Source organism: Pseudomonas sp. LB3P93 (assembly GCF_054898025.1).
In genome coordinates this window covers 4,083,458-4,099,818 of record NZ_CM142713.1, presented here as the reverse complement: position 1 = coordinate 4,099,818, position 16,361 = coordinate 4,083,458, and the positions used below count along the sequence as shown (strand labels likewise).

Here is a 16,361-nt window from a genome sequence, read left to right as displayed (position 1 = left end):
AAAAGGCGTCATCGAACGAGAAGGCGAAGGGCACGGACCCTTCGCCTTTTTAAGCGTTTACGCGCCGACTACGATCGGCCTTGCCAGAGGCGGGACGACGGCGCTGGTAGGCGCGATGCCGGCTTCGAACTCATGGCGGAAGTATTTGATTGCGCTGCCCAACGGCTCCACGGCGCCCGGTGCGTGAGCACAGAAGGTCTTGCCTGGGCCGAGGAAACCGACCAGACCCAGCAGGGTCTCGATATCGCCGGCTTGCCCTTCACCGTTCTCGATCGCACGCAGCAGCTTGACGCTCCACGGCAAACCATCACGGCACGGGGTGCAGAAACCGCACGACTCACGGGAGAAGAACTCTTCCATGTTGCGCAGCAGGGAAACCATGTTGACGCTGTCGTCCACCGCCATGGCCAGGCCGGTACCCATACGGGTGCCCACTTTGGCGATGCCGCCGGCGTACATTTGTGCGTCCAGGTGCTCCGGCAACAGGAAACCGGTACCGGCGCCGCCTGGCTGCCAGCACTTGAGCTTGTAGCCGTCGCGCATGCCGCCGGCGTAGTCTTCGAACAACTCGCGACCGGTGACGCCGAACGGCAATTCCCACAGGCCCGGGTTCTTGACCTTGCCGGAGAAGCCCATGAGCTTGGTGCCCATGTCTTCACTGCCTTCGCGGGCCAACGATTTGTACCAGTCCACGCCGTCGGCAATGATCGCCGGCACGTTGCACAGGGTTTCAACGTTGTTCACGCAAGTCGGCTTGCCCCACACGCCAACGGCGGCAGGGAAGGGCGGCTTGGAGCGCGGGTTGGCGCGGCGGCCTTCGAGGGAGTTGATCAGTGCGGTTTCTTCACCGCAGATGTAACGCCCGGCGCCGGTGTGGACGAACAGTTCGAAATCGAAGCCGCTGCCCAGGATGTTTTTACCCAGCAGGCCAGCTGCCTTGGCTTCTTCCACGGCACGGTTGAGGTGCTTGGCGGCGGTGGTGTATTCGCCACGCAGGAAGATGTAGCCACGGTAGGTTTTCAGCGCGCGAGCACTGATCAGCATGCCTTCGATCAGCAGATGGGGCAGTTGCTCCATCAGCATGCGGTCTTTCCAGGTGTTCGGTTCCATCTCGTCCGCGTTGCACAGCAAGTAGCGGATGTTGATGGATTCGTCTTTGGGCATCAGGCCCCACTTAACGCCCGTGGGGAAACCTGCACCGCCGCGACCTTTGAGGCCGGAGTCTTTCACGGTCTGGACGATATCGTCCTGGGCCATGTCAGCGAAGGCTTTACGAGCAGCGGCGTAACCGTTCTTGGCCTGGTACTCGTCGAGCCACACGGCTTCGCCGTCGTCCCGCAAACGCCAGGTCAGCGGGTGAGTCTCGGCTGACCGCTTGATGCGGTTGGCAGGACCGAAGGAAGTCAGGGTCATACGTAGCCCTCGAGCAATTTGGCAACGCCGGCAGGCTGCACATCACCGAAAGTGTCGTCGTCGATCATCAACGCCGGCGCCTTGTCACAGTTGCCGAGGCAGCAGACCGGCAGCAGGGTGAAACGACCGTCGGCGGTGGTCTGACCCAGGCCGATGCCCAGATTGCTCTGGATTTCGCTGACCACAGACTCATGGCCGCCGATGTAGCAGACCATGCTGTCGCAGACGCGAATGATGTGGCGACCGACTGGCTGACGGAAGATCTGGCTATAGAACGTCGCCACCCCTTCAACGTCGCTCGCCGGGATGCCGAGGATCTCGCCGATGGCGTAGAGCGCGCCGTCAGGCACCCAGCCACGTTCCTTCTGGACGATCTTCAGGGCTTCGATCGACGCCGCGCGCGGGTCTTCGTAGTGATGCAGCTCGTGCTCGATGGCCGAGCGCTCGGTTTCACTCAGGGTGAAACGGTCTGTCTGGATAAGCGTGCTGTTCATGCTTAGCGGTCCACGTCGGCCATAACGAAATCGATACTACCCAGGTACGCGATCAAGTCCGCGACCATGCTGCCTTTGATCACCGAGGGGATCTGCTGCAGGTGCGGGAAGCTTGGGGTGCGAATCCGGGTGCGGTAGCTCATGGTGCCGCCATCGCTCGTCAGGTAATAACTGTTGATGCCCTTGGTCGCTTCGATCATCTGGAAGGATTCGTTGGCCGGCATGACCGGGCCCCACGAAACTTGCAGGAAGTGCGTGATCAGGGTCTCGATGTGCTGCAGCGTGCGCTCTTTGGGCGGCGGCGTGGTCAGCGGGTGATCCGCCTTGTACGGGCCTTCCGGCATGTTGCGCATGCACTGCTCGATGATCTTCAGGCTCTGGCGCATTTCTTCGACGCGCACGATGCAACGGTCGTAGGCATCGCCATTGGCCGCCAGCGGGACTTCGAATTCGAAGTTCTCGTAGCCGGAGTACGGACGAGCCTTGCGCAGGTCGAAATCGCAACCGGTCGAACGCAGGCCGGAACCGGTGACGCCCCATTCCAGGGCTTCCTTGGTGTTGTAGGCGGCGACGCCGATGGTCCGGCCACGCAGGATGCTGTTGTCCAGTGCGGCCTTCTGGTATTCGTCCAGACGCTTTGGCATCCACTCGACGAAGTCTTTGACCAGTTTTTCCCAGCCGCGCGGCAGGTCGTGAGCGACGCCACCGATGCGGTACCAAGCCGGGTGCAGACGGAAACCGGTAATGGCTTCGATCACCGTGTACGCCTTTTGACGGTCGGTGAACGTGAAGAACACCGGCGTCATGGCGCCAACGTCCTGGATGTAAGTCCCCAGGAACAGCAGGTGGCTGGTGATCCGGAAGAACTCGGCCATCATGATGCGGATGACGTCGACCTTCTCGGGCACCTTGATGCCGGCGAGCTTCTCGACCGAGAGCACGTACGGCAGGTTGTTCATCACGCCGCCGAGGTAATCGATACGGTCGGTGTACGGGATGAAACTGTGCCAGGACTGACGCTCGGCCATCTTCTCGGCACCACGGTGGTGGTAACCGACGTCCGGAACGCAGTCGACGATCTCTTCACCGTCCAACTGCAGAATGATGCGGAACGCACCGTGCGCGGAAGGGTGGTTAGGACCGAGGTTGAGGAACATGTAGTCCTCGTTCGCGCCGGAACGCTTCATGCCCCAGTCTTCAGGCTTGAAGCGTGCGGCTTCTTCCTCAAGCTGTTGCTTGGCCAGCGTCAGGCTGAACGGATCGAACTCGGTGGCACGGGCCGGGAAGTCTTTGCGCAGCGGGTGACCTTCCCAGGTCGGCGGCATCATGATTCGGGTCAGGTGCGGGTGGCCGGCAAAGTTGATGCCGTACATGTCCCACACTTCACGCTCGTACCAGTTGGCGTTCGGCCAGATGCCGGTCACGGTCGGCACGCTCAGGTCGCTCTCGGACAAGGCGACCTTGATCATTACGTCACTATTACGTTCGATCGACATCAAGTGATAGAACACAGTGAAGTCGGCGCCGCTTGGCAGCCCTTGACGCTTGGTGCGCAGACGCTCGTCCACGCCGTGCAGGTCATAGAGCATGACGTACGGCTTGGGCAGGTTGCGCAGGAAGGTCAGGACTTCGATGAGTTTGGCACGGGCAACCCAAAGCACCGGCATGCCGGTGCGGGTAGGCTGGGCGGTGAACGCCTCGGGGCCAAAACGGTTATTCAGTTCGACGACCACATCCTGGTCGTCTGCCTTATAAGGCGGGATGTACAGAGCACTGCCTGTAGTCATGGTTATTTATCGCTTTCGGTCAACGTAAAGAATGAAGCCAGTGTCTCGTTCTATTAAAGAAGCAGATCTGGATCAGACTTCGTCGGGGCTGCGCAGGTTGGTGACTGCGATTCGCTGTTCGCGGCGCTGTTCCTTTTGCGAAGGCATCTCGGCGCGGTACACGCCTTGATCGCCGACGACCCAGGAAAGCGGACGACGCTCCTGTCCAATCGACTCTTGCAAGAGCATCAAGCCTTGCAGAAAAGCTTCAGGGCGGGGCGGGCAGCCAGGCACGTAGACGTCCACGGGCAGGAACTTGTCCACCCCTTGAACGACAGAGTAGATGTCGTACATGCCACCGGAGTTGGCGCACGAACCCATGGAGATAACCCATTTAGGTTCGAGCATTTGCTCGTAGAGACGCTGAATGATCGGCGCCATCTTGATGAAGCAGGTACCGGCGATAACCATGAAATCCGCCTGGCGCGGCGATGCCCGGATAACTTCGGCGCCAAAGCGCGCGATGTCGTGGGGCGCCGTGAAGGCGGTGGTCATTTCCACGTAGCAGCACGAAAGACCGAAGTTATACGGCCACAGGGAGTTCTTGCGCCCCCAGTTGACGGTGCCGTTAAGCACGTCTTCGAGCTTGCCCATGAAAATGTTTTTGTGAACTTGATCTTCTAACGGATCGGAAACGGTTTCCCGCTCGCCAATCGGATACTGCTCGTTAGGAGCATCGGGGTCGATCCTGGTGAGATTGTATTGCATTGCCAAAGCCTCATTGTTTCAGCTTCGCCTGCCGCTTGCGACGAGCTTCCGGAGCCCAGTCAAGGGCGCCCACTCGGAACAGGTAGACAAGACCTGCCAACAGAATTGCTATGAAAACGAGAGCTTCGACGAATCCGGTCCAGCCGCTTTCGCGGACGGACACAGACCAGGCAAAGAGAAAGAGGGCTTCGATATCGAAGATCACGAAGAGCATCGCGACCAGATAGAATTTGGCTGATAGCCGCAAGCGGGCGCCACCTGTAGGTAGCATGCCGGACTCGAACGGTTCGTTTTTGCTGCGGCCCCAGGCTTTTGACCCGAGGAGGCTTGAGACACCAAGCATGAAGGCGCAAAGGCCGACGACGCCCAGAAGGAAAATGGCAAAGCCCCAGTTGTGGGCCATGAGTCCTGTCGCTTCGGGCATGCTGGTAATCCTTAACAGAGAGCAAAGGTCTCTGAGCTTGAAAAAGAAACAACGCAGTGACGATATGTCGCAGCAATCAATTCCGCTGATTTTATGGCACAACACGGTGCAAGTAAAATTCAGATAGCGAAATTATTTAATGGAATAAGGACATAGCGTGCCTCCAAAGCCCCGCGGCCCATGCGTTGCGGGCATTAGCCGGGTTTTCACCAATATTGTTTTGTAGGGAATGTAACGAACATAGTTACGGCTAAATGATAATCAATATTGTTTGGCGTGGTTTTCTAACTGTTTAACGGGTTATTGGCCGGGAAGTTGTCTTATATGCGCCTTACTGCAAGTTGTGGGCAGGGTCGTTTTACCTTCTTCTCCTGATCGGGAAAATGCTCTGGATCAATGATTTTGCGCACGATTTTCGGGCAAGCCCGGCTCCCACAGGGTTTTGCGGTGATCGATAAATCGCGGGCAAAAAAACGCCCCGAACCAGTCGGGGCGTCAGATGTGCGGCGTTGCGGTTAGCTTTCTATCCGGTCCGCAACGGCCGTTTGCTCAGGCGAAGCAGATCAGTGGAACTGTTCTTCTTCAGTCGAACCGGTCAGCGCGGTCACCGAAGACGAGCCACCTTGAATCACGGTGGTCATGTCGTCGAAGTAGCCGGTGCCCACTTCCTGCTGGTGAGCCACGAAGGTGTAGCCCTTGGAAGCATCAGCGAATTCCTGCTCTTGCAGCTTCACGTAGGCAGTCATGTCGTTGCGGGCGTAGTCGTGCGCCAGGTTGAACATGCTGTGCCACATGTTGTGAATGCCGGCCAGGGTGATGAACTGATGCTTGTAACCCATGGCGGACAGTTCGCGCTGGAACTTTGCGATGGTCGCGTCGTCCAGGTTTTTCTTCCAGTTGAAGGAAGGCGAGCAGTTGTACGACAGCAGTTGGTCCGGGTATTCCTTTTTGATCGCTTCAGCGAAGCGACGAGCCTCGTCCAGATCCGGCTTGGCGGTTTCGCACCAGATCAGGTCGGCGTACGGAGCGTAAGCCAGGCCGCGAGCGATTGCCTGGTCCAGGCCCGCGCGCACTTTGTAGAAGCCTTCCTGGGTGCGTTCGCCAGTCACGAATGGCTGGTCGTATGGGTCGCAGTCGGAAGTCAGCAGGTCAGCCGCGTTAGCATCGGTACGCGCCAGAATGATGGTCGGAGTACCGGCAACGTCAGCCGCCAGACGAGCAGCGGTCAGCTTCTGTACAGCTTCCTGGGTAGGAACCAGTACCTTGCCGCCCATGTGGCCGCATTTTTTCACGGAAGCCAGTTGGTCTTCGAAGTGAACGCCGGCGGCGCCTGCTTCGATCATGCTCTTCATCAGCTCGTAAGCGTTCAGTACGCCGCCGAAACCGGCTTCGGCGTCAGCCACGATCGGTGCGAAGTAGTCGATGTAACCTTCGTCGCCCGGGCCTTTGCCGGCTTTCCACTGGATCTGGTCAGCACGACGGAACGAGTTGTTGATGCGCTTGACCACGGTTGGAACCGAGTCCACCGGGTACAGCGACTGGTCCGGGTACATCGATTCGGCGGAGTTGTTGTCCGCAGCAACCTGCCAGCCCGACAGGTAGATCGCCTGAATACCGGCTTTGACTTGTTGCACAGCCTGGCCGCCGGTCAGGGCGCCCATGCAGTTGACGAAATCTTTATCAGGACGGAAGGATGGCTTGGCGCCCTGGGTGACCAGGTTCCACAGCTTCTCGGCGCCCAGTTTTGCAAAGGTGTGCTCAGGTTGAACCGAGCCACGCAGGCGGACGACGTCAGCAGCGGAGTAAGCGCGTGTCACGCCTTTCCAGCGTGGGTTTTCAGCCCAATCTTTTTCGAGGGCTGCAATTTGCTGTTCGCGTGTCAGTGCCATGGAGATAAACCTCGTCGCATAGGTCTGGGTGGAAAATTCCTGCTCCTGCCAAATACGCAGATCAAAGGGGCGTAAAAGGCTGCTCGCTGACCAGAAGCTTAGGTGGTCAAGTCGGATTCGGCGGGGTTGGCGACGGGATGAACGATGGGCTCGAGGGGAAGTGAGCAGGTAAGGGCGAACTGGCGAGCGCATTCGGGCGTCGTGGGCCTTTGTACGAACTTCAGTGTGGAGCCGGGTTACCTAATTACGCTTCCGTCCCTCGGGACAACTTCGTTCCAGTCGGCAACCTCGTCAAACACACCTTGTGGGCGGTACAGACACGAAACGGCTCGCGGGGTAGATGCGAGCAGCGCTTCGAAGGCCCTTGCCAGGGCCCCTGATTAGCGGGAGCGAGGCCATCATGCCTTTGCTTTTTTCGATCGTCAAACGTTTTGTAGTGCTTTTTTTAAGGCACTACATCTTTGGTCTAATACGACTAATCAGTCAGTTTTCGGTGGTTTAGTCCAAAGTATCGACTTTTACCCGCAGGGTCATGTCATCCCGGCCCTGAGTCGCGTAGCTGCGGGTCAGGCCCTGTTTATCGGCCTGAGTCTGGCGATTCACGCCGGCCAGAGTGATCCACTCTCCCAACCGCCCCGTGACAGTTGTGTCGGTACTTTGCACATTCACTACATCGGGACGTTCCTGACTAATGCGGTCACGGTTGGTACTGATCGACAGGTGAACGATGTCACCGGTTACGCTGGCAGTGACGTAGAAACCCTGGGTGACGTTGCGGTATTCGGTCTGGCTGCGCAGGTCGCCATAGGAGTCGGTCTGGCTGCTGGTGAGCGGTACGCTCTGGCCGACCTGAATCAGTGCCGGTGCGCCTTCACTGGCCTGAATCTGCTGGATGCCGCCATCGCGGCTGTCGGTGCTGCGATTGATGATGCGCGTCTGGCTCGGTTTGGCGCCGTTGACCGAATAACCCTGATCGCCCTGGAAGTTGTTTTCGTTGGTGTCGACGGTGATCAGCAGGCGTTTGGGTTGGGTGTCGAGTTGCGAAATCAGGGCTTTAAGTTCGTCGATCTTGCGCTGATCGGCATTGACGATAAGTTGGTTGCCGTAGGCGCTGACCTGGCCATCCTTGCCGATGAAATCCTGTGCCATCGGTAGCATGTCGGCGCTGGTGTGGTAGTTCAGGGGCACGATCTCGGTGGCTGCCATGACTGAAAAACTGCAGGTCAGCAGCAGCGTGGTGAGCAGGGTGCGTAGGGACATATCCGTTATCTCCGACTTCTTGAAGTGTTGATATTGCCAGTTTGTCGGCCCGGCGTGGGGCAAGTTGAATCGCAGACAGCAAAACGCCCCGGCATCCGAAGATGGCGGGGCGTTTTGTGGTGTTCTTCATGGCCTCTGTGGCGAGGGAGCAAGCTCCCTCGCCACAGGGAATTAAGCCGAATGACGCACCATGTCCACATGCGGAATCCCGGCTTCCAGGAACTCCTCACTGACCATGCTGAACCCCAGGCGCTCATAGAACGCCGTGGCTTGCACCTGTGCGCTCAGCATCTGCTGTTTCAGCCCGCGCTTGTCGGCTTCACCGATTACCGCGTGCATCAGCGCATCCCCAACCTTCAAGCCGCGCCAGTCTTTCAGTACCGATACCCGGCCGACGTGACCATCGGGCAGCAGGCGTGCGGTGCCAATCGGAAAGTCGCCTTCGAAGGCCAGGAAATGCACCGCCGTAGCGTCATCGGCATCCCATTCCAGCTCGGGTGGAACGCATTGCTCGGCAATGAACACCGTCTCACGAATGCGCCGGATCTCGGCGATATCCTTCTGCCAGTCTGCGACACGTACGTGAATTTTATTCATCGGCAAACCCCATGCTGCCTTGCTTGATCAGTTCGCACAGCAGGCCGCGACCGTCTTCATCGCTCAGCCACTCGCCCAGGTTGTCGGTGTGCAGCGAGTCGGCAGCACAGATCAGTTTCAGCAGCTCGCGCAGCTTGCCCGGCAGGTAACGGCTCTGGCCGCTGGCGAACAGCAGCAAATCGTCATCAACTTCGGACCAGGCCAGGCGGGCGCTCGGGTTGCGGATCAGAATCGCGCCTTGTTCCAGGCTGGCGAGCAAGTCGTCTTCTTCGATCTCTTCCGGGCCCACTACCAGTTCCGGGTAGCGCGGTTCAGTCATGTACTGGCCGAACCAGGTCAGCAGCAGGCGCTCGTCGCTCATGTGCTCGGCCAGCAGGCTTTTCAAGCGATCGAGGGCGTCGTGCTGGATCTGATGCGGATCAACCGCAGGCAGGGCGTCGGCGTCGGTGTAACGCTCTTCGTCCGTCAGGAACTGGCTGAGGAAGTCGGTGAAGTGAGTCAGCACTTCAGCGGCGCTCGGTGCGCGGAAACCGACCGAGTACGTCAGGCAGTCATCGACGGCCACGCCGCAATGGGCCAGGCGCGGCGGCAGGTAAAGCATGTCGCCCGGTTCCAGCACCCATTCATCGGTGGCTTCGAAATCAGCCAGGATACGCAGGTCTGCATGTGGCAGCAGCGCGCTCTCGGAGTCGCACATCTGGCCGATTTTCCAGTTGCGCTTGCCGTGACCTTGCAGCAGGAACACGTCGTAGTTGTCGAAGTGCGGACCGACGCTGCCGCCAGGGGCAGCAAAGCTGATCATCACGTCATCGACGCGCCAGCTCGGCAGGAAGCGAAAGTTCTCCAGCAGTTCAGCGACTTCCGGTACGAACTGGTCAACCGCTTGAACCAGCAGGGTCCAGTCGCGTTCCGGCAGTTTGCTGAATTCGTCTTCGGCGAACGGGCCGCGGCGCAATTCCCAAGGACGCTCGCCGTTCTCGATCACCAGGCGCGACTCGACTTCTTCTTCCAGCGCCAGGCCGGCCAGTTCGTCGGCGTCGATCGGGCTTTCGAATTCAGGAATCGCCTGACGGATCAGCAGGGGTTTTTTCTGCCAGTAGTCGCGCAGGAACTCGCGCGCCGTGATGCCGCCCAGAAGTTGAAGAGGAATGTCAGGATTCATGTGTAACCTATTGAAAAAATGCACTTTTCAGACGGGAATAAAAACGCCCGGCGCTGCCGGGCGTCTCAAACGGGTAAAGCGGTCGATCAGATGCGTTTGGCTTGTGCCACGGCATTGCCGATGTAGTTCGCCGGGGTGAGCAATTTCAGCTCGGCCTTGGCGGCGGCTGGCATGTCCAGGCCGTCGATGAAAGTTTGCAGTGCTTCAGGGCTGATGCCCTTGCCACGGGTCAACTCTTTCAGTTTTTCGTACGGGTTTTCGATGTTGTAGCGACGCATCACGGTCTGGATCGGCTCGGCCAAGACTTCCCAGCACGCGTCCAGGTCGGCAGCGATCTTCTGGGCGTTGAGCTCCAGTTTGCTGATGCCTTTGAGGCTGGCTTCGTAAGCGATCACGCTGTGGGCGAAGCCGACACCGAGGTTGCGCAGCACGGTGGAGTCGGTCAGGTCGCGCTGCCAGCGGGAGATCGGCAGCTTGCTCGCCAGGTGCTGGAACAGTGCGTTGGCGATACCCAGGTTGCCTTCGGAGTTTTCGAAGTCGATCGGGTTGACCTTGTGCGGCATGGTCGACGAACCGATTTCGCCAGCGATGGTGCGCTGCTTGAAATAACCCAGGGAGATGTAGCCCCAGATGTCGCGGTCGAAGTCGATCAGGATGGTGTTGAAACGTGCGATCGCGTCGAACAACTCGGCAATGTAGTCGTGCGGTTCGATCTGCGTGGTGTACGGGTTGAAGCCCAGGCCCAGCTCGTCTTCGATGAAGGCGCGGGCGTTTTCTTCCCAGTCGATCTCAGGGTAGGCCGACAGGTGAGCGTTGTAGTTGCCGACAGCGCCGTTGATCTTGCCCAGCAGCGGAACGGCAGCGACCTGAGCGATTTGACGCTCCAGACGGTAAACCACGTTCGCCAGTTCTTTGCCCAAGGTGGTCGGCGAAGCCGGTTGACCGTGGGTGCGCGACAGCATTGGCACGTCAGCGAAACGGATGGCCAGTTCGCGGATGGCTTCAGCGGTCTGGCGCATCAGCGGCAGCATCACGTCATCACGGCCTTCGCGCAGCATCAGGGCGTGGGACAGGTTGTTGATGTCCTCGCTGGTGCAGGCAAAGTGGATGAATTCGCTGACCTTGGCCAGTTCCGGCAGCTTGGCCGCCTGCTCTTTGAGCAGGTATTCGATGGCTTTTACGTCGTGGTTGGTGGTGCGTTCGATCTCTTTGACACGCTCGGCGTGCTCCAGAGCGAAGTTGTCCGCCAGGGTGTTCAGCACAGCGTTGGCTTCGGCGGAGAACGCCGGCACTTCGCTGATGCCAGGGTGAGCGGCCAGACGCTGGAGCCAGCGCACTTCAACCAGAACGCGAGCACGGATCAGGCCGTACTCGCTAAAAATTGGGCGCAGGGCCTGGGTTTTGCCGGCGTAGCGGCCGTCAACAGGGGAAACCGCAGTGAGCGAAGAAAGCTGCATGGGGTGTTCTCGGACAGTCGGGCAACGAAATGGGGCGCGTATCATACATGAAAAAATCCGCCGGTCCGTTGCCAACTGACCAGCGTATTACGCGTTACTGACTACAAAGCGGTGTGGCGGGCGCGGTTCAGCTGCTGCGCATCAGCGGGTAAAGCTCTTTCAATAACTTGCGACGGCTGATCACCAGCTGCCAGCGATGACCGCCCAGCTGCCGCCACAGGCGCGCAGAGCGAATGCCGGCCAGCAACAAGGCGCGGATTTTCGACGCGTTGCTCGGTTGCTGCAGGTTGCGCATGTCGCCGTGGACCTGAATCCGTTGGCGCAAGGTGCTCAGGGTGTCCTGGTACAACGCACCGCAGGCGGCAATCACGTTTTCGTGCGCCGGGCCGAAGTGTTCGACCTGGGATTGAATCTGCGGCAAACGCTTGCCGATCACGTCGAGCATGTCGTTGCGTTTGGCCAATTGACGCTCCAGGCCGAGCATCGCCAGCGCATAGCGCAGCGGTTCGCGCTGCAAGGTGCTCGGGTCGCGTTCCAGGGCGCCGATCAATGCGCGATAGCCTTCGCGCAGATTGATGTCGTCGCCGCCGTACACTTCCAGGGTGTCCTTGGGGTCGCGAATCAGCAGGCTGCCGAGCATGCAGGTCAGGCCGGCTTCGGTGGTCTGGCCGGTCTTGGCAATCTTGTCGACGAGGACGGCGGCGAGAAACACGCCGCCCAGCGCCGTCAGTTGCTCCTGAGTGGGGTTCATGCCTTGCTGCTCCATGGCTCTGCGACTTCAATCACGCCGCCGCCCAGGCAGATTTCACCGTCATAGAACACCACGGACTGGCCCGGGGTGACCGCACGCTGCGGGTCATCGAAGGTGGCGCGGTAGCCGGTGGCGGTTTTTTCCAGCGTGCAGGGCTGATCGCTTTGGCGATAACGGACTTTGGCGGTCAGCTTGCGTGGCTCGGTCAGGTCGATCGGGTTGACCCAATAAATGTCCGAGGCGAGCAGGGCGCGGGAGAACAGGTAAGGGTGGTCATTGCCCTGGCCCACGATCAGCTCGTTGTGTTCCAGGTCTTTGATCAGCACGTACCACGGCTCGTCGCTGGCGTCTTTCAAGCCGCCGATGCCCAGGCCCTGGCGCTGACCGATGGTGTGATACATCAAGCCATGGTGACGGCCGATGACTTCACCTTCGGTGGTCTTGATCTCGCCCGGCTGGGCCGGCAGGTACTGCTTGAGGAAGTCGCTGAAGCGGCGTTCGCCGATAAAGCAGATCCCCGTGGAGTCCTTTTTCTTCGCGGTGGCCAGATCGTGTTTCTCGGCAATCGCGCGCACTTCTGGCTTTTCCAGCTCGCCGACCGGGAACAGGGTCTTGGCGATCTGTTCACCGCCGACGGCGTGCAGGAAGTAGCTCTGGTCCTTGTTCGGGTCCAGGCCCTTGAGCAGCTCGGTGCGACCCTCGATATCACGGCGGCGCACGTAGTGGCCGGTGGCGATCAGGTCGGCGCCCAGCACCATGGCGTAGTCGAGGAACGCCTTGAACTTGATCTCACGATTACAGAGGATGTCCGGGTTCGGTGTGCGACCGGCCTTGTATTCGGCCAGGAAATGCTCGAACACGTTGTCCCAGTACTCGGCGGCGAAGTTGGCGGTGTGCAGCTTGATACCAATTTTGTCGCACACGGCCTGAGCATCTGCCAGGTCGTCCATGGCGGTGCAGTATTCCGTTCCATCGTCTTCTTCCCAGTTCTTCATGAACAGGCCTTCCACCTCATAACCCTGCTCGATCAGCAGGAGGGCGGAAACGGAAGAGTCCACGCCGCCGGACATGCCGACAATGACGCGCTTCTTTTGTGTGTCAGAAGGGGCTGGATCACGCATAGGGATTCAATGAGTGTCTTGAAAAAGGACGCGATTCTAGCAGGCCGCAGCCCACAAGGCTAAAGAGAAGGGCGGATCAGTTCGAGACCGAAGTGTTTACCGTCCAGATAATCATCGATACAGCGGATGATCAGCTCACTGCGCCAGTTTGCGCGCTGTGCCAGCAGTTCGTCACGGGTTAGCCATTTGGCGCCGACAATGCCGTCGTCCAGTTGATAGTCGGGGTGATGTTTCAGAGGTTTTGCGGTGAAGCAGACCCGCTGATAAGTCACACCGTTGCTCGGGGCGGTGTAGAGGTAGATACCCACCACGCCGGTCGCCTCGACGTCCCAGCCTGTTTCTTCCAGGGTTTCGCGCACGGCGGCTTCGATCAGGGTTTCCTCTGGATCAAGGTGGCCGGCGGGCTGGTTAAGCACCGTTCGTCCGTGCTTGGTTTCTTCGACCATCAGGAAGCGGCCGTTGTCTTCGACGATGGTGGCGACGGTGATGTGGGGTAGCCAATCCATAAAAATACCTCGGTGTTGTGTTGTGTGTGCCACAAACAGAAACCCCGGCACTGGGCCGGGGCTTCTTTGCATCCTTACAACCTTAAACCAGCGCAGCGATCGCGGCGTTGAAGGTGTTGCTCGGGCGCATGGCCTTGCTGATCAGCTCGGCATTGGCGTGGTAGTAACCGCCGATGTCCACTGGCTTGCCCTGAACGGCGTTGAGCTCGGCAACGATGGTTGCTTCGTTCTCGGTCAGGGTTTTGGCCAACTGGTCGAACTGCGCTTGCAGTGCAGTGTCTTCAGTCTGGGTCGCCAGGGCTTGAGCCCAGTACAGCGCCAGGTAGAAGTGGCTGCCGCGGTTGTCGATGTTGCCGACTTTACGCGATGGCGACTTGTTGTTGTCCAGGAACTGGCCGGTGGCCTGGTCCAGGGTCTTGGCCAGCACCAGCGCTTTCGGGTTGTTGTAAGTAACACCCAAATGCTCAAGGGAGGCGGCCAGGGCCAGGAACTCGCCCAAGGAATCCCAGCGCAGGAAGTTTTCTTCCAGCAGCTGCTGAACGTGCTTCGGTGCCGAACCGCCGGCGCCGGTTTCGAACAGACCGCCGCCATTCATCAGCGGAACGATCGACAGCATTTTGGCGCTGGTGCCCAGTTCCATGATCGGGAACAGGTCGGTCAGGTAGTCGCGCAGTACGTTGCCGGTCACCGAAATGGTGTCCTTGCCTTCGCGGGTGCGACCCAGGGTGAAGGCCATCGCGTCGACTGGCGACATGATGCGGATGTCCAGGCCGGAGGTGTCGTGATCCTTCAGGTAAGCCTGAACTTTCTCGATCACAACGCCGTCGTGAGCGCGCATCGGGTCCAGCCAGAAAATCGCTGGCGTAGCGCTTGCGCGAGCACGGTTGACGGCCAGTTTGACCCAGTCCTGGATCGGCGCGTCTTTGGTCTGGCACATGCGGAAGATGTCGCCGGCTTCAACCGATTGCTCCAGCAGCAGGCTGCCTTTGCTGTCGGTCACGCGGACAACGCCGTTGGTCTTGATCTGGAAAGTCTTGTCGTGCGAGCCGTACTCTTCGGCTTTCTTCGCCATCAGGCCGACGTTTGGCACGCTGCCCATGGTGGTCGGATCAAAAGCGCCGTGCAGCTTGCAGTCTTCGATGACCGCCTGGTAGATGGTGGCGTAGCAGCGATCCGGGATCACAGCCTTGGTGTCGTGCAACTGGCCGTCAGTGCCCCACATTTTGCCGGAGTCACGGATCATGGCCGGCATCGAGGCGTCGACGATGACGTCGCTCGGCACGTGCAGGTTGGTGATGCCTTTGTCGGAGTTGACCATGGCCAACGACGGACGAACGGCGTAGACCGCCTGGATGTCCGCTTCGATCTGCGCTTGTTGCTCGGCCGGCAAGGCCTTGATGCGAGCGTACAGGTCGCCGATGCCGTTGTTCAGGTTGAAGCCGATCTGTGCCAGCACGTCAGCGTGCTTGGTCAGTGCGTCTTTATAGAACTCGGCAACGATCTGGCCGAACATGATCGGGTCGGAGACCTTCATCATGGTGGCTTTGAGGTGAACCGACAGCAGCACGCCTTTTTGCTTGGCGTCTTCGATCTCGGCAGCGATGAAGCTGCGCAGAGCGTTTTTGCTCATGACCGCGCAATCGAGGATCTCACCGGCTTGAACGGTGGTCTTTTCTTTCAGGACGGTGGTGGTGCCGTCTTGAGCGATCAGTTCGATTTTGACGGTATCAGCGGCGTCGATCAGGGCGGCTTTTTCGCTGCCGTAGAAATCGCCGGTGCTCATGTGCGCGACGTGGGACTTGGAGTCAGCAGCCCAGGCGCCCATTTTGTGCGGGTGCTTGCGCGCGTAGTTCTTGACCGACAGCGGTGCACGACGATCGGAGTTGCCTTCGCGCAGAACCGGGTTCACGGCGCTGCCCTTGATCTTGTCGTAACGCGACTTGGCGAGCTTGTCGGCGTCGGTGGTCACGGTTTCCGGGTAGTCCGGCAGTGCGAAGCCCTGGGCTTGCAGCTCTTTGATCGCGGCTTGCAGTTGCGGAACCGAGGCGCTGATGTTCGGCAGCTTGATGATGTTGGCTTCAGGCGTAACGGCCAGGTCGCCCAGTTCGGCGAGGTGGTCGGCTACGGCTTTGTCACCCAATTGCTCGGGGAAGCTGGCCAGGATGCGCCCTGCAAGAGAGATATCGCGGGTTTCCACGGCGATATCAGCGGAGGCGGTGAAAGCCTCTACGATAGGCAACAGTGAATAGGTGGCGAGGGCGGGAGCTTCGTCGGTGAAGGTATAGATGATCTTCGAGCGGGTGGGCATATTCGGATTAACTCTCTCTTCTTTGCTAAAGCGTGCGCAGAAACTCGAGGGGCGCCGTGTAAGCGCGTTCGTTCAAAGTCATCCATGAGCCGAATGTCGAGGTTTCTTTGCGGTGATGTTGGGTGCATCGGTCGAGCGTCAAGCGGGTGGACTGCGGTAACAGTCCGGCTTTTTCGGGCCCAAAGTCTCGTAATAGAGAGGTCGGCCGTCGTGACTCTGTGGTCAGCGGGCGGCATTATACATAGGTAGCTGGCAATCTGCCGATGGTTCATACGTAACGATTGTCGTCCATTGGTCTAAAGGTCGCAGGGGCGAGTGGGGCGTAGAGTCTTGCACCGTGCTTGAGTTTGGCGCTTTTCCCTTTGCTTTCAGGCTTGTACGTCGCGAACTGTGCAGCTTTGCGGCATATGGATGGAACATAGGGTTTGCGTGCCGATTTAACTGG

At 59.3% G+C, this 16,361-nt stretch carries 14 protein-coding genes; all 14 read right to left on the bottom strand.

Annotated features, from left to right (window positions below; all coding sequences use genetic code 11):
• Positions 1–57: 57 nt before the first annotated feature.
• On the bottom strand, positions 58–1,413 hold the full coding sequence (gene nuoF / locus ACYZT8_RS18600) for an NADH-quinone oxidoreductase subunit NuoF (RefSeq protein WP_008146041.1): 1,356 nt from the start codon (positions 1,411–1,413) through the stop codon (positions 58–60).
• Positions 1,410–1,907: an NADH-quinone oxidoreductase subunit NuoE gene (nuoE, locus tag ACYZT8_RS18595; RefSeq protein ID WP_007946422.1), complete on the bottom strand. Its 498-nt coding sequence runs from the start codon at positions 1,905–1,907 to the stop codon at positions 1,410–1,412. The genes nuoF and nuoE overlap by 4 nt, the downstream gene beginning before the upstream one ends.
• A 2-nt stretch (positions 1,908–1,909) precedes the next feature.
• Positions 1,910–3,694, bottom strand: coding sequence for an NADH-quinone oxidoreductase subunit C/D (gene nuoC, locus ACYZT8_RS18590; RefSeq protein ID WP_461974892.1), 1,785 nt, complete (start codon positions 3,692–3,694; stop codon positions 1,910–1,912).
• Between the two features lie 72 nt (positions 3,695–3,766).
• Positions 3,767–4,441: a NuoB/complex I 20 kDa subunit family protein gene (locus tag ACYZT8_RS18585; RefSeq protein WP_010458867.1), complete on the bottom strand. Its 675-nt coding sequence runs from the start codon at positions 4,439–4,441 to the stop codon at positions 3,767–3,769.
• Positions 4,442–4,451: 10 nt separating this feature from the next.
• Positions 4,452–4,865 (bottom strand): NADH-quinone oxidoreductase subunit A, encoded by a 414-nt coding sequence (locus ACYZT8_RS18580; protein WP_003223812.1) that lies wholly within the window; start codon positions 4,863–4,865, stop codon positions 4,452–4,454.
• Positions 4,866–5,428: 563 nt separating this feature from the next.
• Positions 5,429–6,754: an isocitrate lyase gene (gene aceA / locus ACYZT8_RS18575; protein ID WP_033057066.1), complete on the bottom strand. Its 1,326-nt coding sequence runs from the start codon at positions 6,752–6,754 to the stop codon at positions 5,429–5,431.
• Positions 6,755–7,252: 498 nt separating this feature from the next.
• Complete coding sequence (locus ACYZT8_RS18570; protein ID WP_461974890.1) at positions 7,253–8,014, bottom strand: secretin N-terminal domain-containing protein; 762 nt, start codon at positions 8,012–8,014, stop codon at positions 7,253–7,255.
• A 171-nt stretch (positions 8,015–8,185) separates the two neighbouring features.
• A complete protein-coding gene (locus ACYZT8_RS18565) occupies positions 8,186–8,611 on the bottom strand; it encodes a GNAT family N-acetyltransferase (protein ID WP_461974888.1) in 426 nt (141 codons plus the stop codon).
• Complete coding sequence (locus tag ACYZT8_RS18560; RefSeq protein WP_461974886.1) at positions 8,604–9,773, bottom strand: ribosomal protein uL16 3-hydroxylase; 1,170 nt, start codon at positions 9,771–9,773, stop codon at positions 8,604–8,606. Before ACYZT8_RS18560 ends, ACYZT8_RS18565 begins: the two co-directional genes overlap by 8 nt.
• Before the next feature lie 86 nt (positions 9,774–9,859).
• Entirely contained in the window at positions 9,860–11,230 is a 1,371-nt protein-coding gene (gene purB / locus ACYZT8_RS18555; RefSeq protein ID WP_461974884.1) for an adenylosuccinate lyase, read from the bottom strand.
• Between the two features lie 127 nt (positions 11,231–11,357).
• Positions 11,358–11,981, bottom strand: coding sequence for a high frequency lysogenization protein HflD (hflD, locus tag ACYZT8_RS18550; RefSeq protein WP_046047459.1), 624 nt, complete (start codon positions 11,979–11,981; stop codon positions 11,358–11,360).
• Positions 11,978–13,102 carry a tRNA 2-thiouridine(34) synthase MnmA gene (gene mnmA / locus ACYZT8_RS18545; RefSeq protein WP_461974882.1) on the bottom strand — a complete coding sequence of 375 codons (1,125 nt, stop codon included), beginning with the start codon at positions 13,100–13,102 and terminating at the stop codon, positions 11,978–11,980. The genes hflD and mnmA overlap by 4 nt, the downstream gene beginning before the upstream one ends.
• 59 nt (positions 13,103–13,161) lie before the next feature.
• The gene (locus tag ACYZT8_RS18540) at positions 13,162–13,608 is read right to left on the bottom strand and encodes an NUDIX hydrolase (RefSeq protein WP_461974880.1); all 447 of its coding nucleotides are present in this window, start codon (positions 13,606–13,608) and stop codon (positions 13,162–13,164) included.
• Between the two features lie 82 nt (positions 13,609–13,690).
• On the bottom strand, positions 13,691–15,916 hold the full coding sequence (locus ACYZT8_RS18535; protein WP_461974878.1) for an NADP-dependent isocitrate dehydrogenase: 2,226 nt from the start codon (positions 15,914–15,916) through the stop codon (positions 13,691–13,693).
• Positions 15,917–16,361: the final 445 nt, after the last annotated feature.